Genomic DNA, 25,875 nt, shown 5'->3' on the forward strand with positions numbered 1-25,875 from the left:
GCGCGCGTTTCACCACTCCCGGCGGGTGTGCTGGGTGAGCGCGCCGGTCAGGCCGTCGCCCGGGCGGGTGCGGTCGTCCCCGTTGGCATCGCCGTCGCCGGTGTTCCCGTCGCCCGTGCCGGTGCCGCCGTCGGTGGTTCCGGTGTCGCCTCCGGTGTCCGCGCCGCCGGTGCCGCCGCCGTCTGACCCGTCGTCGGCCGTCGGTTCCCCGGTCGGCTCGTCGGTGTCCTCGGGTGTGCTGCTGCCGGTGTCCTCGTCGTCCGGCGCGGTGCGGTCGCCGCCGGTCGGGTCGCCGGAGGAGGGGCCGGTGCTGGAGTCGGTGGGCGGCTGGGACTCGAAGGCGCCGGGCTGGAGGCGGAGGTTGAAGGCCTGGACGGGGTCGCCCTCCAGGGCGTCGCGGGTGTACTGGCCCCAGATCTCGGCGGGTGCGCCGCCGCCGTTGACGCGGGGCAGGCCCATGGCGCCGTAGAGGGACTTGTGGCCGGCGGTGACGGGGTCCTGGCCCATGACGGCGACGACGGTGGCGAGGTCGGGGGTGTAGCCGGCGAACCAGGCGGCGGTGTCCTCCTCGGCGGTGCCGGTCTTGCCGGCGGCGGGGCGGCCGGCGGTCTGGGCGGCGGTGGCGGTGCCGCTCTCGACGACGCCGCGCAGGACGGCGGTGGTGGTGTCGGCTGCCTGCCGGCTGACGGCCTGGCGGGTGCGGCGTTCGGGCAGGGCGATGGTCTTCGAGCCCCGGGTGATGTTCTCGACCATGGTGTAGGCGCCGTGTTTGCCGTGGTTGGCGAGGGTGGCGTAGGCCTCGGCCATGTCGAGGACGCTGGCGGTGGCGACGCCGAGGGCGATGGAGGGTCCGGCGTCGGAGAGGCTGGGGGTGTCCTTGGAGAGGCCGAGGTCGATGGCGGTACGGCGGACCCGATCGGGGCCGACGTCGACGGCCATCTGCGCGTACACGGCGTTGACGGACTTGTCGGTGGCCTCGCGCACGGTGATGTCGCCGTAGTCGCGGTGGTCCTCGTTCTCGGGGGCGTAGCGGGCGCCGGGCCAGCCCTGGACGGCGCGTTCGCTGGTGCCGTCGTAGCGGGTGGTGGGGGTGATGCGGCGGCCGTCCTGGGTACGGGACTTGTTCTCGACGGCGGCGGTGAACACGAACGGTTTGAAGGCGGAGCCGACCTGGAAGTCCCGGCGGGTGGCGCCCGGCGTGTACTGCTTGACGTAGTCGATGCCGTTGTACATCGCGACGACCTTGCCGGTCTTGGGGTCGACCGAGGCGCCGCCGGCGCGGACATAGGTGTCGACCTTGCGGTTCTCCTGGTCGAGCCGGTCCATGAGGTTGTCGTTGACGGCGGTGACGAAGGCGTCCTGCTTGTCCTTGTGCAGGGTGGTGGTGATGCGGTAGCCGCCGGCGTCGAGGGAGGCCTCGTCGACGACGTCGTGGTCGATCAGGTACTTCTTGACGATGTTGACGATGTAGCCGCGCTGGCCGGACATACCGGTGGAGTGGGTGGTCTCCTTGGGCGTGGGGAACTTCATGCCGGCGCGTTCGTCCTCGCTGAGCCAGCCTTCGTCGACCATGCCGTCGAGGACGTAGTTCCAGCGGTTCTCCACGCTCTGCCGGTTCTCGGGGTGGGTGATGACGTCGTACTGGCTGGGGGCGTTGAGGAGGGAGGCGAGGTAGGCGGCGCGGGCGGCGTCGAGTTCGGAGGCGTCCATGTCGTAGTAGGCGTGGGCGGCGGCCTGGATTCCGTAGGCGCCGCGGCCGAAGAAGCTGGTGTTGAGGTAGCCCTCGAGGATGTCGTCCTTGCTCTGCTCACGGTCGAGTTTGATGCTGATGAAGAACTCCTTCACCTTGCGGGTGACGGTCTGTTCCTGGCGCAGGTAGTAGTTCTTCACGTACTGCTGGGTGATCGTGGAGCCGGACTGCTTGCCCTTGCCGGTGACGGTGTTCCAGCCGGCGCGGACCATGGCCAGGGGGTCGACGGCGGACTCGGTGTAGAAGTCGCGGTCCTCGGCGGCCAGGATGGCGTGCTGGGCGTCCTCGGAGATCTGGGGGAGGGTGACGTTCTCCCGGTTGACCTCGCCGTCGCGGGCGATGACGGTGCCGTCGGCGTAGAGGTAGACGTTGGCCTGCTGGGTGGCAAGGGCGTTGGCGGCGGGGATCTGGACGAGGTGGTAGCCGAGGAAGAAGCCGCCGACGACGAGGAGCCCGGTGACGAGGAAGGCGCCGAGCACCATGCGCCAGGTGGGGACCAGCCGGCGCCATCCGGTGCGCGGGGGTCTGCTGCCGGTCCTGTCCCCGGTCCTGTCCCCGGTCCTGTTCCCGGCCGCGCTCCCGGTCCTGCCCCCCGCCTTGTCCCCGGCCCCGCTCTCTGCCGTGTCTCCCGCCGTGCCGTCGGAGGCGGCGGCCGCCCGGGGCTCTTTCGGTGCCCAGCCCTTCCCGGGCTGCTGCGGCTGCGGCTCGTCGCTCATCTCGTGCACGGACTCCTGTTTCGCCTCGTTCATACCCGTACGACGGGTGTGTTCCTCTTATTCAAGACTGTCCCATCCGGTGGCGCGTTCCGCAGGGGCGGCGCGCGTCGCGCACCCATGCGGCTTCTCACTCGTTCGGCCCTGTCGGGGGCCGCCACGCGCCCGGCGGCCGGGGGGAATTGCGTGGCGGGGGGAGTGGCGTGCGCGCTAGGCTCCTGCGCTTTGGTGCCGGGTGCGGGAGGAGGACGGCGGTGGTGGGCTCGGGGCGGACGGGTGGGGCCTCGTGGCGCCTGTACCCGGCGGTGGTGGCGGGGGCTTTCCGGCGGTACGCGACGTACCGGGTGGCGACCGCGGCCGGGGTGTTCACCAACACCGTGTTCGGGGTGATCCTGGTCTACACGTACCTGGCGCTGTGGGAGGCACGGCCGGGTCTCGGCGGGTACGACCAGGCGCAGGCGGTCACCTATGTGTGGCTGGCGCAGGCGCTGTTCGCGACGCTGGCGATCCAGGGCGGCGGGTGCGAGGTCGAACTGATGGAACGCGTCCGTACGGGTGAGATCGCGGTGGATCTGTACCGGCCGGTCGATCTGCAGCTGTGGTGGCTGGCGAACGACGTGGGGCGGGCGTCGTTCCAGTTGCTGGGACGGGGCGTGGTGCCGTTCGCCGTCGGTGCGCTGTTCTTCCCGACGGCGCTGCCGGGGGAGCCCGCCGTGTGGGCGGCGTTCACGGTGTCGCTGCTGCTGGCGCTGCTGGTCGGTTTCGCGATCCGCTATCTCTTCGCGCTGAGCGTGTTCTGGCTGCTGGACGGCCAGGGCGCGGCGCAGGCCCTGATGGTCACGGGCATCTTCTGCTCGGGTATGACGCTGCCGCTGAACGCGTTCCCGGGCGCCCTGGGCGAGGTGGTCCGGGTGCTGCCGTGGGCGGCGCAGCTCCAGGTGCCGGCGGATGTGCTGATGGGGGAGACGGCTCCGCTCGGCGCGTTCGCCTTCCAGGCGGCGTGGGCCGTGGTGCTGCTGGCGGTGGGCCGGCTGGTGCAGTCGGCGGCGACACGGCGGGTGGTGGTGCAGGGTGGCTGAGGCGCGGGTGCGGGAGGATTCCGCGGTGCGGGAGCGCCCCCGGTGGGCGGAGGGGCTGCGGGCCTACCGGCTGATCGCCGGGATGTGGATCCGGTCCACCTTGACCTACCGTGCCTCCTTCGCGCTGACGGTCTTCGGCAACCTGCTGCTGTCGGGGCTGGACTTCGTGGGCATCCTGCTGATGTTCGCGCAGGTCGAGACGCTCGGTGGGTGGACGCTGCCGGAGGTGGCGCTGCTGTACGGCCTGTCCGTGACGGCGTTCGGGATCGCCCAGCTGGTGTTCGGTTCGGTGGGTTCGCTGGGTTCCCGGGTGCGGGACGGCTCGTTCGACATGCTGCTGGTGCGGCCGGCGCCGGTGCTCGCCCAGGTCGCCGCGGACCGTTTCGCGCTGCGCCGGCTGGGCCGGAGCGTGCAGGGGGCACTGGTCCTCGGCTGGGCGCTGGTGGCGGTGGACGTCGACTGGAGCGTCGTGAAGGTGCTGCTGGTGCCGGTGACGGTGGCCTGCGGCGCGGTGATCTTCGGTGCGCTGTTCGTGGCGGGCGGGGCCTTCCAGTTCGTGGCGCAGGACGCGGCCGAGGTGCAGGACGCGTTCACGTACGGCGGCACGACGCTGTTGCAGTATCCGCCGACGGTGTTCGGCCGGGATCTGGTGCGCGGGGTGACGTTCGTGCTGCCGCTCGCCTTCATCAACTGGGTCCCGGTGTCCTACCTGTTGGGGCGCCCGTACCCGCTGGGGCTGCCGGACGGTGCGGCCTTCGCGGCGCCGCTGGTGGCGGTGGGGTGCGCCGCGGCGGCCGGGGCCGTGTGGCGGGCGGGCCTGAAGACGTATCGGAGCACAGGGAGTTAGGGCGGTCATGGCGGACGCGTTCATCGAACTGGACCGGGTCGAGAAGGTCTTCGAGGTGCGCAGGAAAACCGGTTTCCTGAAGCGGGAGCGGCGCGAGGTACGGGCCGTCGACTCGCTCTCCTTCACGGTGGCGCGCGGGGAGATGGTGGGCTACATCGGGCCGAACGGCGCGGGCAAGTCGACCACGATCAAGATGCTCACCGGGATCCTGACGCCCAGCGGCGGCCGGCTGCGGGTGGCGGGGATCGACCCGTCCCGGGAGCGGACGCGGCTGGCGCACCGCATGGGGGTGGTGTTCGGGCAGCGTACGACGCTGTGGTGGGACCTCCCCCTCATCGACTCGTACCGGCTGATCCACCGCATGTACCGCATCCCGGATGCGCGGTACCGCGAGAACCTGGCCCGGCTGGTCGAACTCCTCGGTCTGGGCGACCTGCTGGACGTCCCCGTGCGCCAGCTGTCCCTCGGTCAGCGGATGCGCGGGGACATCGTGGCGGCCCTGCTGCACGATCCGGAGGTGCTGTACCTCGACGAGCCGACGATCGGTCTGGACGTGATGTCCAAGGCCAAGGTGCGCGAGTTCCTGCGGCAGTTGAACGCCGAGCGCGCCACGACGGTGCTGCTGACGACGCACGACCTCCAGGACATCGAGCAGTTGTGCTCCCGGGTGATGGTCATCGACCACGGCCGGCTGGTGTACGACGGCGCTCTCGCCGGGCTGCACGAGGTGGGCGAGAGCGAGCGGACGCTGGTGGTGGACCTGGAGCGGGAGCTCCCGCCGATCGAGGCACCGCCGCCCGCGCGGGTGGTACGGGTGGAGGGGCCGCGGCAGTGGCTGGCGTTCCCGGCGTCGGAGTCGGCGGCGGGGCTGGTGGCGCGGATCGCGGCGGAGTACCCGCTGGTCGATCTCTCGGTACGGGAGCCGGACATCGAGGCGGTGATCGCGAAAATGCTGCACGCACCGGGAGACAACCCGGTCTCCCCGGACACCGTGGTCTCCCTGGACACCGTGGACGCCCCGAACACCCCGAACAGCCCGGACTGCCCGCCGGACCCGGCCGGCCGTGCGGCCCGATAGCCCACGCCTGCCCTGCGCCCCACCCCCGCCCAGGGCCCTGCCCCCTCCCTGCCCGTATCCCCCTGCCCGTATCCCTCGTAGCCGTGTGACGGAGACAACTCGTAGGCTGCTGTGTATGACCGACGATGCAGCCGCACCGGACCTTCGAGCCTCCGACGCCGACCGTGAACGGGTCGCCGATATCCTGCGGGACGCCCTCGCGGAAGGCCGTCTCGACATGGAGGAGTTCGGGGAGCGGCTGGACGCCACGTATGCGGCGCGTACGTACGGTGAACTGGCGCCGATCACCCGCGATCTGCCGGGCCGCGGCACGCCGGGAGTGCCCGCCGTCTCCCTGACGAAGGACCCGGAGCCGGGCGGCGACTGGGAGAACCGGATCGTCGGCGACAGCGGTACCGACGCGGGTACGTCCACGTGGGCGGTCGCCGTGATGTCCGGCTTCCAGCGCAAGGGCCACTGGACCGCCCCGCGCCGCTTCAACTGCTTCGCCTTCTGGGGCGGCGGGGAGATCGATCTGCGGGAGGCGTACTTCGCGGACCGCGAGATCGTGATCAACGCCGTCGCGATCATGGGCGGGGTGGATGTCATCGTGCCGCCCGGCGTCGAGGTCGTCGTGCGCGGCATCGGCATCATGGGCGGCTTCGACCACAGCGAGGAGGGCGTACCGGGCGAGCCCGGCGCGCCCAGGGTGATCGTCACGGGCCTTGCCTTCTGGGGCGGCGTGGGCGTCCAGCGCAAGCTCCCCCGCGCGGAGAAGCAGCGCCTGCGCGAGGAGCGGCGCCGCGAAAAACTGGAACGCAAGGAGGAACGCCGCCGGGAGCTGGAGTCCTCAGCCCAGGACCACCTGAACCTCCATGACGCTCTCCGCAAGGAACGCCATCCTCACCGGCACGAAGACCACTGAGCCGACTCAGCCCCTCCGGCGTTCGGCCCCACTCAGCCCCTCCGGCGTTTGAGGAGCGGGGTCTGGGGCGGAGCCCCAGGGACGATGGGGGTCCCCCCGCTCGAGCGAAGCCGAGAGTGGGGGAGGGAAGGGGCGGCGGGGGCGAAACACCCAACGGCGCGAACCCCCGCCGCCACTCCCACCGTCCCCCACCCCAAAAAACCACCTACAACTCCGCCGGGGCCCCACCCTCCAGCGCGTCCAGATCGAACACCTCAGCCATCCGCGCATACCCCCGATCACTCGGATGCAGATGATCCCCGGAGTCGTACTCCACCCGGAACCGCCGAGGATCGTACGCATCCCGCACAGCCTCATCGAAGTCGACCACCGCGTCGAACACACCCCCCGCCCGGATCTCCGCGTTGACCCGCTGCCGCACGTCCTCCCGCGCCTCCGTATACCCCCCGTGGCCACGGAACGGCATCAGCGTCGCCCCCACCACCTTCAGCCCTCGCGCGTGCGCCCGCCCGACCAGCGTCTCAAGACCGCCCACGATCCGCTCCGGATCAACAGCCCCGGGCGTACGCAGAATGTCGTTGATGCCGAGCACGATCACCACGGCCCTGACATTCGTCCGCCCCAGCACGTCCCGCTCGAACCGGCGCAGCGCACTCGTGTTCTCGGCCGGCCGCCCCAGCCCGTCGACGAGCACCTGATTCCCGCTGATCCCCGCGTTGACGACGCTGTACCGCGGCTGGTCCCGCCCGGACTCGACCGCCGCCCGCAGCCGGTCGGACAGCAGATCCGGCCAGCGCCGGTTCGCCCCGGTCGTGGAGGTGATCCCGTCGGTCAGCGAGTCGCCGAGGACGACGACCGTCCCGTCTGCGTCGCCGCTCAGCACGTCCAGCGCCGTCACGTACCGCCACACCGTGCTGTGCCCGCTGTACACCGCCCCGGTCACGTCCCGCGTGTGCTCGCCCTCGGCGACGTACGAGATCTGGCGCGCGTGCCGGTGGTACGTCACCGGCCCGGACGCGGTGGGGGAGTACGTGGTGATCAGCACATCCCCGTCGCGCGGCACGGCGATGCGTACGGCGTCGCTGGTCACCCGCCCGCCGGCCGGGATGACGACCGACGGGCTCCCGGTGAAGGTCAGCTGCCGTACGGTGTCGACGAGCGCCGCCGCCGTGTCGGGGTCCGCGGAGACGGCGAGCGAGGCGTGGACGATGGTCAGCGGGGACTGCCCGTAGAGGTTGGACAGCGTGACGCGGGCAGCGCTGCCGCCGGCGCTGGTGTGCACGACGTTGCGGACGGAGCGGCCCGCGAGCCCCGTCAGCTCGGTGTCGGGCTCGCCGCCGACCGGGGCTGCCGCCCAGGAGGAGACCCACGTGCCGGCGGAGGCGGGTGCGGCCGGATTGCCGTGACCGCCGGAACCGCCCGAGCCCCCAGAGCCGCCATAGCCCCCGGAACCACCGGAGCCCCGGGACCGCCCGCGACGGTGGTGCGCCGCTGCCCGGTGCCGACATCGGCCGCGGCACCGACGTATATGGCGGCGGAGACCGCCATGATCGCGGCGAGGACCGCGGCGAGCAGGGCACGCTGCTGTGCGGGAGGCGTACCCGCGCCCCCGTCACGACCCCGGGTCATGCTGTTGTTCTCCTCGGAAGAAGGGAGCCCGGCGCCGACACGGGTGCTCGATGCTCCGATCTGATGAACCCATGATGAGCCACGGGCCGGGAAAGTTGTGGGGAGGGACCCTTAGGTGATCCCCCTGGAACATCCCCGTCCGGACAGACGCCGGGAACTCCTGTTCCGTTCCAGGAGTCGGACAGGAAGGGACAATGCGTGAGGGATCACCAAGCGGGTGGAGCGGATGAAGCGGACTGAATCGGCGCGGACGCCGGAACCGGCGAAGACCACTGGACCGACGGACCCGGCCGACGATTCCGCGGCCTCCCGCACCGTGACCCAGCATGCCCGCCCCGCCGCCTTCACCAACCGCGCGATGAACACCTTCAGTCCCGCGGACGAGGAAAAGCGGCGTGGAGTACGCCGAATGAAGCTCACCGCCACCGGTCTGCTGCTGTTCGTCGCCGTGGTCTACGTCCTGACCAAGTGGGCCTCCCATCAGGGTGCCGGCCCCTGGGCGGGCTATGTCGCCGCCGCGGCCGAGGCCGGCATGGTCGGTGCGCTCGCCGACTGGTTCGCCGTCACCGCGCTCTTCCGCCGTCCCCTCGGCCTGCCCATCCCGCACACCGCGATCATCCCCACCAAGAAGGACCAGCTCGGCGTCTCCCTCGGCGAGTTCGTCGGGGAGAACTTCCTCTCCGAGGACGTGGTCCGAGGGCGGTTGCGCGCCGTCGGTATCGGCAGCCGGTTCGGCACCTGGCTCGCCGTCCCCGAGCACGCCGACCGGGTGACCGCCGAGCTGTCCGCGGCCCTGCGCGGCGCGCTGACCGTGCTGCGCGACTCCGACGTCCAGGCGGTGGTCGGCGAGGCCATCACCCGTCGTGCCGAGGCCCAGGAGATCGCGCCCGGCATAGGGAAGATGCTGGAGCGGATCGTCACCGACGGCGGTCACAAACGGGCCGTCGACGTGATCGTCTCCCGGGCGCACGACTGGCTGGTGCTGCACAGCGACACCGTGATGGACGCCGTGCACGGCGGCGCCCCCGGCTGGACCCCCAGATTCGTGGACCGCAAGGTCGGTGAGCGCGTCTACAAGGAGCTGCTGCGCTTCGTCACCGAGATGCGCGACATGCCCGCTCACCCCGCGCGCGGCGCCCTCGACCGTTTCCTCACCGACTTCGCCTCCGACCTTCAGTCCGACACCGACACCCGGATCCGTGTCGAACGGCTCAAGAGCGACATCCTCGGCCGCGGCGAGGTGCAGGACCTGATCGCCTCCGCGTGGACCGCCGTTCGTTCCATGATCGTCTCCGCCGCGGAGGACGAGCGCAGCGAACTGCGGCTGCGCGTGCGCGCCTCGCTGCTCTCCCTCGGCGCCCGCATGTCGCTCGACCCCAAGATCCAGCGCAAGGTCGACGGCTGGCTGGAGAGCGCGGCGGTGTACGTGGTCACCACGTACCGCAAGGAGATCACCTCCCTGATCACGGACACGGTGGCGAGCTGGGACGCCGAGCACACCACGAGGAAGATCGAGGCCAACATCGGCCGCGACCTGCAGTTCATCCGGATCAACGGCACGGTGGTCGGCTCGCTGGCCGGCCTGGTGATCTACACGGTGTCGCGGGCGCTGGGCGCGTAGCGCGCCGCCGCCCGAGGAGTCCTTGTCGGACATCCGACGGCGACATCAGGACACAGGTTCTTGAAACTACAACAACCCCCTTGTCGGGGCTTTGTTGCGTGAGTGACACTCGCTGCGGCTGCCGGTCGGTTTCAGTGGACTGGACCGGCCGGCACGTCGTACCGCCTCATGCGCCCCCACGCATCCCCCAACCAGGAGGTACCGATGAAAACGAGCCGCCGCGGGGCCGGATTACTCCTTGGCCTGGCCTCCGCCCTGACCCTGCCCCTTCTCGGCGCGTCCCCGGCGTCCGCCTCGACGTCGACCTGGAACCTCGAAGCCGAGGGGCAGCGGATATGCACCCAGGGCCCGTGGGTCACCTACGCCTTCGCCCCGGTGTCCGGGAGCTGGTCGACCCCCATCAGGACCGGCGTCCGCAACCTGCCGCCCAACTCCTCCAGCCTGGGCGGCGACACCATTCCCCCGGGGACCAACGAACGTGACCCCGAGGACGGCGCCCTGACGATCAACGGCTTCGTCTGGCTGTCCCTGGGATCGGCGCCGACCGGTGACTACACCGCCGAGATCTATGCCACCGACGGCAAGCGGACCCAGACGGACACGCTGAAGATCGTCTACCGGGACAGGTGCTACTGAGCACCGCACGACCGCAGTCATGGCGCCCGGGTGCCCAGCCCGGGCGCCTTGGCGCCTTGGCGTCTTGGTGCGGCCGGGGCCGTACGCGGCTCAGCCCCGCCGGTCGGCCACCGCCCACGACGTGAAGGCCACCGCTCCCGCCACCCCGAACACGGCCGGCCAGGCACCGACCCTCTTCGCCAGCGGATGCGACCCGGCGAAAGCGGCGACATACGCGACCGACAGCGCCCCCGCGGCCACCCCGCCGGCCCGCTCCCGCCACTCCCGAGCGGCCGCGACCCCGGCGGCGGCGAGGACCACCCCGCCCAGCTCCCGCTTCCGTGTCCAGCGGGCCACGCCGTACCCCCCGACGAGCCCGCTCGCGGCCATCACGGAACCGGGAACCTTCGCCATCTCTGCCTGCCTCCTGCCGTCACGCCCGAGCGGGCGGATCTCACCGGCTTCCGAGGCTAACTCGCGTGCGTGGGACTCACGGCAGCGACCCACGCGACACGAAGTTGAGCCCTGGCTTGTCAATTTTCCTCCCGAGGGCTATATAAGAAGACGTAGTCCAGGGCATCGCGCAGATGACACGGAAGAGAGGAGTGGACTGTGATGCTCATGCGTACCGACCCGTTCCGCGAGTTCGACCGACTCGCGCAGCAGGTACTCGGTTCCCCTACCCGTCCCTCGGCCATGCCGATGGACGCCTACCGGTCGGGGGACGACTTCGTCGTGCACTTCGACCTCCCCGGCATCGACCCGGAGACCATCGAGCTGGACGTCGAACGCAACGTTCTCAACGTGCGCGCCGAGCGCCGCTCGCCGGCGCCCGAGAACGCGGAGCCGCTGGTCGCCGAGCGTCCCACGGGTACCTTCACCCGTCAGCTCTTCCTCGGCGACACGCTGGACACGGAGCGCATCGACGCGTCCTACGAAGCAGGTGTCCTGACCCTGCGCATCCCGGTGGCCGAGCAGGCGAAGCCGCGCCGCATCCAGATCACCGGCGGCGACAGCCGCAAGCAGATCAACGCCTGATCGCCTGATCGCCTGACCGCAGCAACCCCACAGCGCGTCCCGCGGACGCCGGCCCCCTTCCCGGTCGACCGCGGGACGCGCGCCCACGCCCGTCGCCCACCTGAGAGGAGCCGCCCCACATGACCACGCTGACCCCGCAGAACCCCGCCCTCACGACCCCGGACGCGGTGATCCCGGCCCCCACCGCGGGCCACGACCGCGGCAGCCGCGGTCGTGACGGCGACGGCGACGGCTGGCGGGAACTCATCGACGCGGTGCGGGAGTCGGGCCAGTACCCGACGAGGACGGAGGCCGAGCAGGTCACCCGCGTCGTGCTGTCCGCCCTCGGCAGCCATGTGGTCGGTGACGAGCGCGTCGACCTGGCCCGCGCGCTGCCCGAGGAGGCGGCAAGACTGATCGCCGACCGGATTCCCGCGACCCGCGTGCTCACGGCGGCGGAGTTCGTCGACTCCGTGGCGCTCCGCATCGAGGGCGCGACCCCGGCCACGGCGCGCTGGGACGTCAGCTCCGTCCTGAGTGTCCTGCCCGCGCGGGTGGGCGACGCCCTGGTGACCCGCGTCCTGGCCCAACTGCCCCCGGGCTACGCCCTCCTCTTCGGCCGGGCGGAACTGGCCCCCGCGAGCTGACGAGGTCCGTCCCTTCCCTCACCCCTCCCTCACCCGTCCCGACCACCCTGCCGTCCCTCGCCGCCGGCCCGCGTGCCCCGGTCCTCCCCACCGCCCTCGCCCGCCGCGACCGCCCGTGCCCGGCGTTCCGAGGCGAACCCCGCCGAGACGGCCGCCGCCGCGGCGGCGAGGGTGCAGCCCGCCACGGCCGGATTGACGTACGAGGGCACGTCGCCGTTGTCGTAGCTCCCGCCGTCACTCGTCTCGCAGACGAACCCGAGCGGTACGACCCGCACCCGGTAGTCGGTGATCTCCACGCCCGCGGCGGCGCGCTCCTCCCACCCCGCCGTACGGCAGGACCGCACAGGGGACGAATCCGTACCCCCGTCCTCGGCCTCCACCACCGCCCCGAAGACATGCAGCAGCCCCCAGACGTAGAGGACCCCCGCACCGGCGGCGGCCAGCGCCGCGAGCCCCCGGAGTGCGACGGAACGCTCCTTGAGCCCCGACAGCCCATCGGCCACCGCCCCCACCCCGTACCCCAGGAGCGCGAGACAGCCCCCCACCAGAACCAGGGCGAACAGCGGAGCCAGCAGCCACACGATGGGCCTCCCGGGAATGGGGAACGGGGAACGGGGAACGAATCCGCAGAGTCCACCAGCCCGCCCTCCGCCCGACAGTGGCGGAAGCCACAGTTCCGGCAACAGCGCGGTCACAGGAACCCCGCGCGGACCGCGAAAATCGTTCGACGGCGCTCCTCCCCACCCACCATCCTCCGGACGGAACCGACTCAACCCCCCGCCCACGGAGGACCGTTGAACCCCACCATCCGTCACATCACCGTCGACTGCACCGCCGATCCCTACGACCTCGCCCTGTTCTGGAGCGCACTGCTCGGCAGGCCCCTCGCCGACGACGACAAGCCGGGCGACCCGGAGGCCGTCATCGCGGACCCGGAGGGCGGCGGCCCGACCCTGCTGTTCGTCCACGTCGGAGAGGAGAAGGCCGGCAAGAACCGCCTCCACCTCGACCTGTGGCCAACGGGCCGCACCCGCGAGGAGGAAGTGGCACGCGCCATCGGGCTCGGTGCCCGCCAACTCGCCGACCACACCCGCCCCGACGGCACGGGCTGGGTCACCCTGGCCGACCCTGAGGGCAACGAATTCTGTATCGAGCGTGGCGATCGGCGCTGATCCCTGCGCAGGGGCAGCCGCGAGCGTACGCTCGTACGCATGGCGACGGACCACTTCGCGGACGATCCGCGCACCAACCTCGAACGGATGCTCGCCGGCGACCTCTACATCGCCGACGACCCGGAGATCGCCCGCCGACAGCGGCAGGCGATGCGGCTCACGGCCCGCTACCAGGCCGCGTACCTGGAGGACCCGGACGAGGCCCGGCTGATCCTCGCCGAACTGCTCGCCTCCGCCGGCCAGGACATCGACGTACGCCCGCCGCTGTACGTCGACTACGGCAGCAACATCAGCATCGGCGCCCGTACGTTCGTCAACTACAACCTGACCGCCCTGGACGTCGCACGGATCACCGTCGGCGAGGACTGCCAGATCGGCCCGAGCGTCCAACTCCTCACCCCCACCCACCCCGTGGAGCCGGAACCCCGCCGCGACAAGCTCGAAGCCGCGCTCCCCATCACCATCGGGGACAACGTCTGGCTCGGCGGCGGTGTCATCGTCTGCCCCGGGGTGACCATCGGCGACGACTCCGTCATCGGCGCCGGCGCGGTGGTCACCAAGGACATCCCCGCCGGTGTCGTGGCCGTGGGCAACCCGGCCCGCCCGGTCCGCACCCTCTGACGGCACGGGCCCACCCCATGGCCACCGGACACACGGACCCCCACCGCCGCGACCGCATCCTCGCCGCCACCCTCGACCTGATCGCCGAGGAGGGCGTCGCCGGCGTCTCCCACCGCAAGATCGCCGCCCGCGCCCAGGTCCCGCTGGGATCGATGACGTACCACTTCACCGGCATCGACGACGTACTGCTGGAAGCGTTCACCCGCTACTCCGACCATGTGGTGACCCTCTTCGAGCAGCACCTCTCCGCCGCCACCACCCCCGACCAGGCCCGCGAAGCCGTCACCGACCTCATCCACACCCTCTCCGAGGGCCCGCGCCGCGACCTGATCCTCACCCAGGAGCTCTACACCCTCGCCGCCCGCCACGGGCCCTACCGCGCCCTCTGCCAACGCTGGATGCGACGCAGCCGCGACCTCCTGGAACACCACTTCCCCCCGCCCACGGCCCGCCGGCTCGACGCGTTCATCGAGGGCCTGACCCTCCACCGCGCCCTGGACGACGACCCGCCCGACCGGAACCTCACCCGGGAGGCCGTACTGCGCCTCACCACGCTCCCGTAGGCCGAAGAAGCCGAAGAAACGGATACGAGAAAGGGACCGGAGAAAAACCGGAGAGAAAAGTCGCCGGCGATGTCGAGAACGCGCGCCCCGCTCCGTCCCCCGGGTGAACGCGACCACAATGGGTCGTACCGCACCGAGGAGAACCACCATGGCCAAGTACCTGCTGCTCAAGCACTACCGCGGCGCACCGGCTCCCGCGAACGACGTCCCCATGGACCAGTGGACGCCGGAGGAGATCTCGGCCCACATCCAGTACATGAACGACTTCGCGGCCCGGCTGGAGAAGACCGGCGAGTACGTCGACGGTCAGGCGCTCGCACCCGAGGGGATGTGGGTCCGGTACGACGGTGAGGGGCGCCCGCCGGTCACCGACGGCCCCTTCGCCGAGACCAAGGACCTCATCGCCGGCTGGATGGTGATCGACGTCGACAGCCAGGACCGTGCCATCGAGCTGGCCGGGGAGCTCTCGGCCGCCCCCGGAGCGGGCGGCAAGCCGATCCACGAGTGGCTCGAACTGCGTCCCTTCTACGGCGAGTCGCCCACCATCACGGAGTGACCTCACCCATGGACGAGGCCCTGCTCCGCAGCCTCACTCCGAGCGTCCTCGCCGCCCTCGTCCGCCGCGGAGCCGACTTCGCGGCGGCCGAGGACGCGGTGCAGGACGCGCTGGTGGAGGCGATCCGCGTCTGGCCGGCCGACCTGCCCCGGGACCCGAAGGCCTGGCTGATCACCACGGCCTGGCGGAAGTTCCTCGACCGGACCCGCGCGGACGCCGCCCGCCGCCGGCGCGAGGACCGGGCCGACGAGGAGCCGGCACCGGGGCCGGCCACCGCCGTGGACGACACCCTCCAGCTCTACTTCCTCTGCGCCCACCCCTCCCTGACGCCCTCGTCCGCGGTCGCGCTCACCCTGCGCGCCGTCGGCGGGCTCACCACACGCCAGATCGCCCGCGCCTACCTGGTGCCGGAGGCGACGATGGCCCAGAGGATCAGCCGGGCCAAACGCACCGTCTCCGACGTCCGCTTCGACCGCCCCGGCGACGTCGCCACCGTGCTGCGCGTCCTCTACCTGGTCTTCAACGAGGGCTACTCCGGTGACGTCGACCTCGCCCCCGAGGCCATCCGCCTCACCCGGCAGCTCGCGGCCCGCATCGACCACCCCGAGGTGGCGGGACTGCTCGCCCTCATGCTGCTCCACCACGCCCGGCGCGCCGCCCGGACCGCGCCCGACGGCAGCCTGGTACCCCTCGCCGAACAGGACCGCGGCCGCTGGGACACCCGCCTGATCTCCGAGGGCATCACGATCCTGCAGACGGCCCTCGCCCGCGACCGGCTCGGCGAGTATCAGGCCCAGGCCGCCATCGCCGCACTCCATGCCGACGCGCCCACCGCCGGGGAGACCGACTGGGTGCAGATCGTCGAGTGGTACGACGAACTCGTACGCCTCACCGGCAGCCCCGTCGTCCGGCTCAACCGCGCGGTCGCGGTCGGCGAGGCGGACGGGCCGCGCGCCGGCCTGGCGGCGCTCGCGGAACTGGACGACTCGCTTCCCCGCCACACCGCCGTGGCGGCCCACCTCCACGAACGCGACGGCGACCTGGCGACGGCGGCCCGGCTGTACGTCGACGCAGCCCGCAAGGCCCCCGACCTCGCCGAACGCGACCACCTGACCCGCCGCGCCGCCCGCCTCAACACCCGCACGAACTCTTGACGGGCGGCTGTGACACGTCCGCCCGCCGGGGATCCGCGTACCGGGGAAACGCGAGTGGTGCGGTGGCCCGGTGACTTGGCGGCCCGGCGGCCTGGTGGCCCGGTGGTCCGCCTGGGCCGGAAACCGGATCCGGCCCGGGGGAGGGCGTCAGCCCGCCCAGACCTCGGCCTCGTCGGCCGGGACGGTGGTGGCGAGGCCCAGTTCCTTGCGGGCGGCGACCGACTTGTTCGGGTCGATGCCGGTGAACGCCGCGTCGTAGGCGAGGTAGAACGCGTCGGCGTCGGCGGCGTCCGCGGCCTTCTTCCAGTCCCCGGCCGCCTTCGTCAGCGTAGCGCGGAGCCTGCCGACCTCGGTGCCGTCGACTCCGCCCAGGCCCTTGACGTGCGTGTCGAGGGCGGCCGCGACGGCCTTGGCCTGCGCCTTGTAGCCGGCCAGGTCCTTCTCGACGGTGTCCGTCTCGGGCTGGGTCGTCCACAGGGCCTCGTACACCGCGTTCGAGCCCTTGAGGTACGTGGTCTGCGCCGGTTCGAGGGACTTCGCGGTCTCCAGCGAGACCCTCAGGAGGTTCGTCTCGTCGGTGTAGGTGCAGCTCACCGCGCGGTCGCCCGTCGCCCAGCTCTCTGCGGTCGGGGTGTAGTAGAAGAGGGAGACGCTCTTGGGGAGCGCCCAGGTGTCCGGGGCGTACTTCTGCGCCTCGACCGGGCAGCGTTCGTCCGCGACCGCCGAGACACCGTCCTCGCCGGGGTACTTCCCGGCCTCGTCGAGGGTGAACTCGCCGACGACCTGACCCTTGTGCGGCTCGTCGCAAGGGACGATCTCGACGGTGATGGCCGTCCCCTCGGCCTTGCCGTTCGGGTTGTAGCAGTCGCCGATGTCCAGCGAGTACACCGAGCGCTGACGGGCCACCTTCTTCGCGCCGTCCTTGGCGCTCTCCGCCACCTCGGAGCATCCCACCGCGCCGATGGCGAGCAGGGCGACCACAGCGGATATACCGCGAAGGGAACGGGGCGGGCAGGCGAACGACATGACGTGTACATCCTTTTACGTGATCTTCACGGGGGGCGGGCGCATCGTATGCGATTCCCGTGACCCGGTGGTGCGAGGGGGCCTCGACGCATCGCACCATGTCCGACTCGCGAGGAGCCGGGAGGGTTGCGCCCACGCTCCTCGCAGTCGGCAACGGGAAGGGCCCTCCCACACTTCCGTGCGGCCGGACGAACCATGCACCGCCCTCCTGAACCGGGCCGGTGTCCCCGCCTGACCGCTGAGCAGCGCGTCCCTGATCCAGGACAGGAACTGACCTCGATCGTCCCTACCGTGGTCCTCGACCGACGGAGCAGTCATACCGGAAGGCGAAGACCATGACCGTTGACGAGCGGACCACCCCCGACGCGACCGAGGCCCCGGCCGCGACCGAGGCCCCGACCGCGCCCGTGACCGGCGAGCGCGCCGACCTCCTGGAAGTGCTGGCCAAGCACCGGTACTTCCTGCGCTTCACCACCCGTGACCTGACCGACGAGCAGGCCGGCCTGCGCACCACCGCAAGCGAGTTCTGTCTGGGCGGCCTGATCAAGCACGTCACCGCGGTCGAGCGGAACTGGGTGGCCTTCATCCTGAACGGCCCGTCGGCCATGGGGAACTTCGAGACCATGACGGAGGCCGACCGGGCCCGCTGGGCCGACGAGTCCCGGATGCTGCCGGGCGAGACCCTGGACGGTCTCCTGGCCGCCTACGCCGACGTGGCCCGCCGCACCGACGACCTGGTCACCACCCTGCCCGACCTGGACGCCGCGTGGCCCCTGCCGAAGGCCCCGTGGTTCGAGCCCGGCGCCCATTGGTCGGCCCGCAGGGTCCTGATGCACATCGTCGCCGAGACCGCCCAGCACGCCGGCCACGCCGACATCATCCGCGAGTCCCTGGACGGCGCGAAGAGCATGGGCTGACCGGCGGCGCGGTCAAGGACGGCGCGGAACCCCGCTCCGACAGGGCGGCAGCGGCGAAGCCGCAGCCCGCGCCCTGTCGCTACCCGGAGTCGCGCTACCCGGGTCCCGCGCCCTCGGCGCCGCCCGGGGGCCGACCCGCCCCGACGGACCGGCCGTGGCAGCGGGCCCACTTGCGGCCACCCCCACACGGACACGGCGCGTTGTGCGGCCGGCCGGCGTCGGCGGACGCGTACTCGCCCATGATCAGCGCGGGGGCTCGCCCCTGGCGCAGCAGAGCGGCCATGGTCCGCATCGGACGGTCGACGTGGTGGAAGAACGCCTTGAAGCCGGCGCACAGGTGGTTGAGGCCCGGTTCACCGTCCGGAGTGGTGTCGAAGCGGTCCTTGGGGCAGCCGCCGTGGCAGGCGAAGCGGACGTCGCAGTCGAGGCAGTATCGCGGCAGGGTGTCGTGCTTGTCCTGGCCGAACCGCCGCTGCCGCGGTGAGTCGACCAGCTCCAGAAGGTGCCGCTCCCCGATGTTGCCGAGCAGGTGCCCCGGTTCGACGAAGTGGTCGCAGGAGTACACGTCGCCGTTGTGCTCCATGGCGAGGGCGCTGCCGCAGGTGCGGGAGTGGACGCAGAGGGAGGGCTGCTCGCCGTACCAGTTCGCCAGCGCCACATCGAACATCTGGACGTAGACACGGCCGACGTCGTGACGTACCCAGTCCTCGAAGACGTCGATGAGGAACCGGCCGTACTGCTCGCCGGTCACCGACCGGCCGGTGACGCGGTCGCCCTCCTGCCGGTACAGGGGCCGTTCCCGGGCGCGGGCGCCCCAGCCGTCGTCGGCCAGGGGCAGGGCCTGGGCGGTGGTGCGTTCGACGATCGGGATGAACTGCAGGTGAGCGGCGCCGCAGTCGTCGCGCAGAAAGGCGTAGACCTCACGGCCGTGCCGGGCGTTGGCGTCGTGCAGTGTGGTCAGAGCGTTCCACCGCACCCCGTGGGCGCGCAGCCGCTCCAGTCCGCGCATCACGCGGTCGAAGGTGGGCTTGCCCCCCTTGTCGACCCGGTGGGCGTCGTGGAGCGCGCGGGGGCCGTCGACGGAGAGTCCGACGAGGAAGTCGTTGTCCCGGAAGAAGCGGGCCCATTCGTCGTCGATCAGCGTGCCGTTCGTCTGGACGGTGTTGACGACCCGCTGGCCCGGCCGGGCGTAACGCCGCTCGTACTCCACGGACCGGCGGAAGAAGTCCAGGCCCATCAGCGTCGGCTCCCCGCCCTGCCAGGCCACGGTCACCTCGGGCGCCGTGCCGTGTGCCTCGATCAGCTGCCGGATGTACGCGTCGAGCAGCTCGTCCGCCATACGGAATCTGCTGCCCTCGTACAGCAGCTCCTTGGACAGGAAGAAGCAGTAGGTGCAGTCCAGGTTGCAGATCGCCCCGGTCGGCTTGGCCAGGAGATGGAACGGTCGGCCGCGGGCGGTCGGCACGGGCAGGTCCACGGTGTTCATCCGCCCAGGATGGGGTTCCCCGGCCGCCGGACGCCTCACCCCGGGCGGGTGAGCCCGCGGGCGTCACTCGTCCGGTCGTCGTCCCCTCCCACCTGCCCCACCCGCCCCACCGTGCCGCGCCGGGGCCGCGGGACGCGTGATCATTCGTGCCGGGTGAAGCCTCCGGGGTGGGACGCTGCCGCGCCGGCGGGCATGCCCCGCGGGCACCGGGCGCTCTCACCCCCACGGGGTGAAGCGGCACGACCGACCGCGCGACCAGGCTGGACGGACGACCGGTCACGAGCCGACGGCGACGACCGGTCACGCGCCGACGGCCACGGCAGGCACCGGGGAAGGCCGGCGGCCATGACGCGGCACAGCGAGGAGAACCGTCATGCCCAAGCCATTCAAGGGGAAGATCGCCCTCGACATCCGTGACTCGCAGCCGGACTGGGCGCCGTTCCTCATGCCTGAGGCTCCGGAGAACGCCCCCAACGTACTGGTCGTCGTCTGGGACGACGTCGGCTACGGGACGATGGACTGCTTCGGCGGCCCGGTGCGGACGCCGACGATGTCGCGCATCGCCGACATGGGCGTCCGGTGCTCGAACTTCCACACCACGGCGCTGTGCTCTCCGACCAGGTCCTCGCTCTTGACCGGCCGGAACGCCACGTCGAACGGGATGGCGACGGTCGCCGAGTTCGACGCCGGTTTTCCCGGGATCTCCTCCCGCATCCCGTTCGAGAACGGATTCATCTCGGAGGCCCTCAACGAACGCGGCTACAACACCTACTGCGTCGGAAAGTGGCACCTCACCCCCGGTGAGGAGACCAACATGGCCGCCTACAAGGGGCGCTGGCCCCTGGGGCGCGGCTTCGAGCGGTTCTACGGCTTCCTCAACGGCGAGTCGAACAGCTGGTACCCGGAGCTGATCTACGACAACCACCCGGTGACACCGCCGGCCACGCCCGAGGAGGGCTACCACATCGCCAAGGACTTCTCCGACAAGGCGATCGAGTTCATCCGCGATGCCAGGGCCGTCCATCCGAGCAAGCCCTTCTTCATGTACCTCTCCCTCGACGCGGCCCACGCGCCGCACCATGTCTTCAAGGAGTGGGCCGACCGGTACAAGGGCGTCTTCGACGAGGGCTACGAGGCCATCCGCCCCGGGATCCTGCGGCGCCAGAAGGACATCGGCCTGCTGCCGGAGGACACCGAGCTGTCCGGTATCAACCCTCACGGCGAACCCGCGGCGACGGGTCCGGGCGGCCAACCGTGGCCGGCAGTCGACACGGTCCGTCCCTGGGACCGGCTCAGCGACGACGAGCGGCGGCTGTTCGTCCGGATGGCCGAGGTCTTCGCCGGATACGTCTCGTACACCGACGACCAGGTGGGCCGGGTCATCGACTTCCTGCAGGCCGAGGGGGAGCTCGACAACACGATCATCGTGGTCGTCTCCGACAACGGGGCGAGCGGCGAGGGAGGACCGGACGGGACGTTCAACGAGTGGCGGTTCTTCAGCAACCTGCCCACACCGGTCGAACTCTCCCTGGAACACATCGACGAGCTCGGCGGCCCCTCGACGTACAACCACTACAACACCGGCTGGGCCTGGGCCTTCGACACGCCGTTCCCCTACTGGAAGCGATGGGCCGGCTACGAGGGCGGCGTGGCCGACCTGTGCCTGGTCGCCTGGCCGGCGGGGATCCGGGCCCGGGGCGAGGTGCGTCACCAGTACATCCACGCGGTGGACGTCGTCCCCACCCTCTACGACCTGCTCGGCATCGAACCGCCAGAGGTGATCAAGGGCTATCCGCAGAGCCCGATCGAGGGCGAGAGCTTCAAAGCCGCCCTCACGGACCCGGAGGCCCCCGGACGACAGACCCAGTTCTACGTGATGCTGGGCCAGCGGTCCATCTACCACGAGGGCTGGCTGGCCTGCACGGTCCACCCGCCGTTGAGCGGCTGGGGCGACTTCACCCACGACACCTGGGAGCTGTACGACCTCACCACGGACCGTGCCCAGTCGACGGACCTCGCCGAGCGGGAGCCGGCCCGGCTGGAAACCCTCAAGAGCCTCTGGTACTACTACGCGGGCCTCTACAACGGGCTTCCGCTGGACGACCGCACCGCGCTGGAGCAGACCCTGGCCGACCGCCCGCGCGGAAACCCCGAGCGTGACCGCTACGTCTACTACCCCGACTCCGCGCCGGTGCCCGAGCAGTCCGGCGTCTTCACCAGCGGCCGGTCGTACACCATAGCGGCCGGAGTGGACGTCGACCCGGCGGGCGCCGAGGGTGTGCTGTACGCCCACGGAGGCGTGGCGGGCGGCCACAGCCTCTACGTCAAGGACCACCGTCTGCACTACGCCTACAACTGGATCGGCACCGAACTGCAGGTCGTGGACGCCGACCGGACGATCCCGCCGGGCAGGCACGTGCTCACGGCGGAGTTCGCGGCCGAGGGCCGCAGCGCCGACCCCGCGATGCCCGGTGCCACGGGCACCCTGACCCTCTACATGGACGACGAGGAACTGGCCAGCCACGACATCGTCACCCAGCCCGGCCTCTTCTGCGTCGTCGGCGACGGCATCTGCGTGGGCCGCGACGACGCCTCGCCGGTCACCCCCGACTACCAGGCACCGTTCCCGTTCACCGGCGGCACCATCGACAAGGTCGTCGTCGACGTCTCCGGCGAACGCTACGTCGACCACGAGGCCCAGGTGCGCGGCTGGTTCCTCACGGACTGACCGCATCCCCGCGCCGTGGCGGGCCGGTCGAGGCGCGACCGGCACCGCTGCCACGAGCGGACGGGCGGAGCCGTAGCGGATGCCGCGGCGGCTCCGCCCAAGGCGGCGGGCACGTGTCCCTTCCGCGGGGCGAACGTCCGTTGGCATCCGGCGCAGGGGAGGGCAGGAGGCCGGTCAGCCCTTGTCTAGGACAGAATCTGACCTCGATCGTCTCTAGCGTGGTCCTCGACCGACGGAGCAGTCATACCGGAAGGCGAAAACCATGACCGTTGACGAGCGGACCACCCCCGACGCGACCGAGGCCCCGACCGCGGCCGTCACCGGCGAGCGCGCCGACCTGCTGGAAGTGCTGGCCAAGCACCGGTACTTCCTGCGCTTCACCACCCGTGACCTGACCGACGAGCAGGTCGGCCTGCGGACCACCGCCGGCGAGCTGTGCCTGGGTGGCCTGATCAAGCACGTCACCTCGGTCGAGCGGAAATGGGCGGACTTCATCCTGAACGGACCGTCGCCCATGGGGGACTTCACCGCCATGACCGAGGCCGACTGGGCCCGAAGGGCCGACGAGTTCCGGATGCTGCCGGGCGAGACGCTGGCCGGTGTCCTGGCCGCCTACGCCGATGCGGCCCGTCGCACCGACGAGTTGGTCACCACCCTGCCCGACCTGGACGCCGCGTGGCCCCTGCCGAAGGCCCCGTGGTTCGAGCCCGGCGCGCGGTGGTCGGCCCGCAGGGTCCTGATGCACATCGTCGCCGAGACCGCCCAGCACGCCGGCCATGCCGACATCATCCGCGAGTCCCTGGACGGCGCGAAGAGCATGGGCTGACCGGAGACGAGGACCGGTACCGGGCGGCACCCGTCTCCGCACCCGCGGGTACGGCCCGCCGCCCCCGCCGGAACCAACAGGGCGCCCGCCGACGGCTCAGTGGCCCTCGGCGGGCGCCCCGCCGCCTCCGACCGCGCCCGCCCGCCCGCGGTGTCCTCTTCCCGGCCCGCCTGCCGTACCACTCCACGAACATCGACGACGCAAGAGTGTCGGACGCGCTGCCTACACTCCGGGCCATGAGCGTCTCCCTCTACTACTCCGCGTCCCGTGCCACACCACTGACGGACGACGAGACCGCCGCCGTCGAACGCGTCGTCGCCGCCCACATGGCGTCGTTCCCGTACGACGACGAGGAAGGCCTCCACCTCTACGACGGCGGCGCCGGCGAGCCGGACGAGATCGTGGCCGGATCCACCAAGCTGCCCCTCGCTCCCGCCCACATGCTTCCGGTGCTGACGCACGTCCTGGACTCCGTGACCGAACTGCGCCGCGCCCTGCCGGGAGCGCGCTGGCACGTCCACATGGACGACCTCGACGTCCCGTGGACCGACACTGACGGCTACGCCTTCCCCGGCATGCGCGACCCTGACCTCGCGAAGGAACTCGGGGATCTCTGAGGCCCGGCCTGCTCGAAACGACGGGCGTACACCGGGACGACCGCGGTCGCACGCACGGCCACGGAAGAACGATCACCGCCGCCGTACGGGAACGGCACCGCCCCGGCGCGCGGCCGGGGCGTCGTCCTCACCGCGCGGTTCAGCGTCCGGCCTGGAGCGCGCTCCACGTCGCCGGGCCGACCACACCGTCCGCGCTCAGACCGCGGGAGGACTGGTAGTCGCGCACCGCCTGTGCGGTGCCCGGGCCGAAGATGCCGTCCGCCGAGACGGTACGGGCCAGTGCCGCCGTCAGCGCCCGCTGAAGACGCTGGACCGCCTCACCGGACGAACCCTGCTGGATCACCGGCCGGGACCCCGCCGACAGCAGACCCGTCCATGTGCGCGCCCCGACCACACCGTCCGCGGCCAGTCCTCGCGCCGACTGGAAGGAGCGCACCGCAGCCGCCGTCCCCGGGCCGAACTGCCCGTCCACCGCACCGGCTTCGAAGCCCTGGTCGTTCAGCAGCCACTGCGCGGCGCTGACCTGAGCCCCCGTGGACCCGGTCCGCAGGGTGGAGTACGAGGCGAAGGAGAGCTGCGGCGTGCCCCCGTCCGTGCTGCCTCCCACCAGCTCCATGTAGCGGTTCCAGTCCCAGTACGGCCCGGGATCGGTGTGGTCGTTGCCCGGCACTTCCACATGACCCACGATGTGCGCCCGGTCCTTGGGGATGCCATAGCGGTCGGCGATCGAGCGGGTGAGCGCCGCGGAGGAGCGGTACATGGCGTCGGTGAACCAGGAGGGTTGGTCGACATATCCCTCGTGCTCGATGCCGACGGAGTACGGGTTGCCGGAACGGGCGTGCCAGGCGGTGTCCTTCTCACGGACCGTCTGCGTCACCTGCCCGTCCGAGGAGCGGACGACATAGTGCGCGCTGACCTCGGCCTCCGGGTTCTGGAACCAGCTGATGGCGCCCGCGTACGAGCCCTGGGTGACATGGATGACGACCGTGGTGATGGAAGAGGTGCGCCCCACCGTGTAGTTGGCGGTGCTGGCCGGCACCCACAGGGCGGCCGGGTAGTCGGGCCCGGCGGCGAGCGGTGCCGCGTCGGCGTAGGTACCACGGTCGGGTTCGACGGCCCGAGGCCTGACGACCACGGCGGACCCGTCCTCCGCACGGGCGGTGACGCCCTGGGCGAGCAGGTCGTACACGCCGTCGGCGTAGAAGCGGGCGGTACGCGCGTCCCCGGCGCCCCCGTAGCGTGCGACCGCCTCGTACCAGGCGGCGGGATGTGCGCGCTCCCCGGCGGTGAGCCCGGCCTCGTCGGCACGGGCGCGCAGCACGGCGGCGCCGCCGTGGATGTTGGCCGCGGTGTCCCGGCGCAGTTCCGCCACCGGGATCCCGGTGAGGTCGGACGCCTCGCGCAGGGTGCGCTGCCGCGGATTGTCCACCAGGTGCATCACCCCGTACCCGCGGGCCTGACTGGGCTGCCCGTCATGCCCGTCGAGCCGGCTCTCGCCGTACCCGACGGCGACGAGCACGTCGCGCGGCACGCCGAACTCGGCGGCGGCCTCGCTGAAGGCGGTGGCCACGGTGGGAGGCGCGGGCCGGGCCTGGGCGGCCGGTGCGAGAGCCGTGACGGTGAGGCCGAGCACGGCGGCGAGGACCGCGGGGATGTGGCGGACGTGCCGGTGGTGCCGGATGTGCCGTATCGGTGCCGTGGAACTTCTCACGAGGCCTCCGTGGGGGGAGAGTTGGCGCGACGGACCGTTCACGCCGCTCGGCGCCCGACCACTGAACAGGCCGCACGGGACCGCGTCAACGGGGCCTCGCATGTCCCACCAGGCCTGTACGCCCCACGTGCGCCTCTCCCGCACTCCGAACCCCGGGCGCGCCGGCGTCGCCGGATCAGCCGTCGAGCAGGTGGGCGCGGCCGAACATGGCCGCCGCGGCTCGCGCGGTCGGCGTACCGGAGTCCGGATCCGCGCCGGCCTCGCGCAGTACGGTCACCACACCGTCGGCACCCTTGAACAGGGCTCCCGCGAGGGGAGTCTGGTCCCGGTCGTTGCGCAGGTCGGGGTCGGCTCCCAGCCGGACCAGGGTCCGCACGGTGTCGGCGTGACCGTGGTACGCGGCGAGCATGAGGAGGGTGTTGCCCGCGGGATCGCGTACGTCCACGGGCAGCCCGTGCGCCACGAACTCCGCCAACTGCTCGGCGTCGCCCTCCCGGGCCAGGTCCATGGCGAGGGCGACGACCCGCTCCGTCTGCTCGGAAGTCAGTCCGCCGCTGCTGCTGTGCATGTTCATCAAAGTCTCCGTGAACGGAACGCC

General features: G+C 71.5%; 25 protein-coding genes. 17 read left to right on the top strand and 8 right to left on the bottom strand.

Annotation, left to right across the window (positions count from 1 at the left end):
• Positions 1–9 precede the first annotated feature (9 nt).
• Positions 10–2,466 carry a transglycosylase domain-containing protein gene (locus ACIF9R_RS17225; protein WP_399980420.1) on the bottom strand — a complete coding sequence of 819 codons (2,457 nt, stop codon included), beginning with the start codon at positions 2,464–2,466 and terminating at the stop codon, positions 10–12.
• 290 nt (positions 2,467–2,756) lie between these two features.
• Between ACIF9R_RS17225 and ACIF9R_RS17230 the strand changes: the two genes are divergently transcribed.
• From ACIF9R_RS17230 to ACIF9R_RS17245, 4 genes are all read left to right on the top strand, one after another.
• Positions 2,757–3,542 carry an ABC transporter permease gene (locus ACIF9R_RS17230; RefSeq protein ID WP_399980422.1) on the top strand — a complete coding sequence of 262 codons (786 nt, stop codon included), beginning with the start codon at positions 2,757–2,759 and terminating at the stop codon, positions 3,540–3,542.
• A gap of 82 nt (positions 3,543–3,624) precedes the next feature.
• Entirely contained in the window at positions 3,625–4,389 is a 765-nt protein-coding gene (locus tag ACIF9R_RS17235; RefSeq protein WP_399980425.1) for an ABC transporter permease, read from the top strand.
• 7 nt (positions 4,390–4,396) lie between these two features.
• The gene (locus ACIF9R_RS17240) at positions 4,397–5,467 is read left to right on the top strand and encodes an ATP-binding cassette domain-containing protein (protein WP_399980332.1); all 1,071 of its coding nucleotides are present in this window, start codon (positions 4,397–4,399) and stop codon (positions 5,465–5,467) included.
• Positions 5,468–5,582: 115 nt separating this feature from the next.
• A complete protein-coding gene (locus ACIF9R_RS17245) occupies positions 5,583–6,371 on the top strand; it encodes a DUF1707 domain-containing protein (protein WP_399980335.1) in 789 nt (262 codons plus the stop codon).
• A 205-nt stretch (positions 6,372–6,576) separates the two neighbouring features.
• Here ACIF9R_RS17245 and ACIF9R_RS17250 read toward each other — a convergent pair whose 3' ends face one another.
• Positions 6,577–7,653, bottom strand: coding sequence for an SGNH/GDSL hydrolase family protein (locus ACIF9R_RS17250; RefSeq protein WP_399980337.1), 1,077 nt, complete (start codon positions 7,651–7,653; stop codon positions 6,577–6,579).
• 564 nt (positions 7,654–8,217) lie between these two features.
• On the opposite strand from ACIF9R_RS17250, the gene ACIF9R_RS17255 reads away from it, so the two are divergent.
• Both ACIF9R_RS17255 and ACIF9R_RS17260 read left to right on the top strand, forming a co-directional pair.
• The gene (locus ACIF9R_RS17255) at positions 8,218–9,621 is read left to right on the top strand and encodes a DUF445 domain-containing protein (RefSeq protein ID WP_399980338.1); all 1,404 of its coding nucleotides are present in this window, start codon (positions 8,218–8,220) and stop codon (positions 9,619–9,621) included.
• A 204-nt stretch (positions 9,622–9,825) separates the two neighbouring features.
• Complete coding sequence (locus tag ACIF9R_RS17260) at positions 9,826–10,257, top strand: DUF5980 family protein (RefSeq protein WP_399980341.1); 432 nt, start codon at positions 9,826–9,828, stop codon at positions 10,255–10,257.
• A gap of 90 nt (positions 10,258–10,347) precedes the next feature.
• On the opposite strand, the gene ACIF9R_RS17265 is transcribed toward ACIF9R_RS17260, so the two are convergent.
• On the bottom strand, positions 10,348–10,650 hold the full coding sequence (locus ACIF9R_RS17265; RefSeq protein WP_399980344.1) for a hypothetical protein: 303 nt from the start codon (positions 10,648–10,650) through the stop codon (positions 10,348–10,350).
• A gap of 201 nt (positions 10,651–10,851) precedes the next feature.
• On the opposite strand from ACIF9R_RS17265, the gene ACIF9R_RS17270 reads away from it, so the two are divergent.
• The gene (locus ACIF9R_RS17270; RefSeq protein ID WP_399980346.1) at positions 10,852–11,274 is read left to right on the top strand and encodes an Hsp20/alpha crystallin family protein; all 423 of its coding nucleotides are present in this window, start codon (positions 10,852–10,854) and stop codon (positions 11,272–11,274) included.
• A 119-nt stretch (positions 11,275–11,393) separates the two neighbouring features.
• The gene (locus ACIF9R_RS17275) at positions 11,394–11,900 is read left to right on the top strand and encodes a DUF2267 domain-containing protein (RefSeq protein ID WP_399980349.1); all 507 of its coding nucleotides are present in this window, start codon (positions 11,394–11,396) and stop codon (positions 11,898–11,900) included.
• Between the two features lie 29 nt (positions 11,901–11,929).
• On the opposite strand, the gene ACIF9R_RS17280 is transcribed toward ACIF9R_RS17275, so the two are convergent.
• Positions 11,930–12,481, bottom strand: a complete 552-nt coding sequence (locus ACIF9R_RS17280) for a hypothetical protein (RefSeq protein ID WP_399980351.1) — start codon at positions 12,479–12,481, stop codon at positions 11,930–11,932.
• A 213-nt stretch (positions 12,482–12,694) separates the two neighbouring features.
• On the opposite strand from ACIF9R_RS17280, the gene ACIF9R_RS17285 reads away from it, so the two are divergent.
• The 5 genes from ACIF9R_RS17285 (at position 12,695) to ACIF9R_RS17305 (ending at position 15,966) form a co-directional block, all read left to right on the top strand.
• Complete coding sequence (locus ACIF9R_RS17285) at positions 12,695–13,072, top strand: VOC family protein (protein ID WP_399980353.1); 378 nt, start codon at positions 12,695–12,697, stop codon at positions 13,070–13,072.
• A gap of 39 nt (positions 13,073–13,111) precedes the next feature.
• A complete protein-coding gene (locus ACIF9R_RS17290) occupies positions 13,112–13,693 on the top strand; it encodes a sugar O-acetyltransferase (RefSeq protein ID WP_399980356.1) in 582 nt (193 codons plus the stop codon).
• A gap of 17 nt (positions 13,694–13,710) precedes the next feature.
• The gene (locus ACIF9R_RS17295) at positions 13,711–14,256 is read left to right on the top strand and encodes a TetR/AcrR family transcriptional regulator (RefSeq protein ID WP_399980359.1); all 546 of its coding nucleotides are present in this window, start codon (positions 13,711–13,713) and stop codon (positions 14,254–14,256) included.
• A gap of 148 nt (positions 14,257–14,404) precedes the next feature.
• Positions 14,405–14,812: a YciI family protein gene (locus ACIF9R_RS17300; RefSeq protein WP_399980361.1), complete on the top strand. Its 408-nt coding sequence runs from the start codon at positions 14,405–14,407 to the stop codon at positions 14,810–14,812.
• 8 nt (positions 14,813–14,820) lie between these two features.
• Positions 14,821–15,966: an RNA polymerase sigma factor gene (locus ACIF9R_RS17305; RefSeq protein WP_399980427.1), complete on the top strand. Its 1,146-nt coding sequence runs from the start codon at positions 14,821–14,823 to the stop codon at positions 15,964–15,966.
• Between the two features lie 147 nt (positions 15,967–16,113).
• Here the strand turns inward: ACIF9R_RS17305 and ACIF9R_RS17310 are convergent, their stop codons facing one another.
• Positions 16,114–16,992: a septum formation family protein gene (locus ACIF9R_RS17310; protein WP_399980363.1), complete on the bottom strand. Its 879-nt coding sequence runs from the start codon at positions 16,990–16,992 to the stop codon at positions 16,114–16,116.
• Between the two features lie 335 nt (positions 16,993–17,327).
• Here ACIF9R_RS17310 and ACIF9R_RS17315 point away from each other — a divergent pair, with 335 nt between their 5' ends.
• Positions 17,328–17,909, top strand: coding sequence for a DinB family protein (locus tag ACIF9R_RS17315; protein WP_399980365.1), 582 nt, complete (start codon positions 17,328–17,330; stop codon positions 17,907–17,909).
• Between the two features lie 94 nt (positions 17,910–18,003).
• Here ACIF9R_RS17315 and ACIF9R_RS17320 read toward each other — a convergent pair whose 3' ends face one another.
• Entirely contained in the window at positions 18,004–19,395 is a 1,392-nt protein-coding gene (locus tag ACIF9R_RS17320; protein WP_399980366.1) for an anaerobic sulfatase maturase, read from the bottom strand.
• A 373-nt stretch (positions 19,396–19,768) separates the two neighbouring features.
• Here ACIF9R_RS17320 and ACIF9R_RS17325 point away from each other — a divergent pair, with 373 nt between their 5' ends.
• From ACIF9R_RS17325 to ACIF9R_RS17335, 3 genes are all read left to right on the top strand, one after another.
• A complete protein-coding gene (locus ACIF9R_RS17325) occupies positions 19,769–22,123 on the top strand; it encodes an arylsulfatase (RefSeq protein WP_399980369.1) in 2,355 nt (784 codons plus the stop codon).
• Positions 22,124–22,385: 262 nt separating this feature from the next.
• Positions 22,386–22,949, top strand: a complete 564-nt coding sequence (locus tag ACIF9R_RS17330; RefSeq protein ID WP_399980371.1) for a DinB family protein — start codon at positions 22,386–22,388, stop codon at positions 22,947–22,949.
• 236 nt (positions 22,950–23,185) lie between these two features.
• A complete protein-coding gene (locus tag ACIF9R_RS17335) occupies positions 23,186–23,566 on the top strand; it encodes a hypothetical protein (RefSeq protein ID WP_399980373.1) in 381 nt (126 codons plus the stop codon).
• A gap of 139 nt (positions 23,567–23,705) precedes the next feature.
• On the opposite strand, the gene ACIF9R_RS17340 is transcribed toward ACIF9R_RS17335, so the two are convergent.
• Both ACIF9R_RS17340 and ACIF9R_RS17345 read right to left on the bottom strand, forming a co-directional pair.
• Positions 23,706–25,277 carry a peptidoglycan-binding protein gene (locus tag ACIF9R_RS17340; protein ID WP_399980376.1) on the bottom strand — a complete coding sequence of 524 codons (1,572 nt, stop codon included), beginning with the start codon at positions 25,275–25,277 and terminating at the stop codon, positions 23,706–23,708.
• A 175-nt stretch (positions 25,278–25,452) separates the two neighbouring features.
• Positions 25,453–25,851 (bottom strand): ankyrin repeat domain-containing protein, encoded by a 399-nt coding sequence (locus ACIF9R_RS17345; RefSeq protein ID WP_399980378.1) that lies wholly within the window; start codon positions 25,849–25,851, stop codon positions 25,453–25,455.
• Positions 25,852–25,875: the final 24 nt, after the last annotated feature.

The organism is Streptomyces sp. NPDC086080 (genome assembly GCF_044540255.1).
GTDB lineage: Bacteria > Actinomycetota > Actinomycetes > Streptomycetales > Streptomycetaceae > Streptomyces.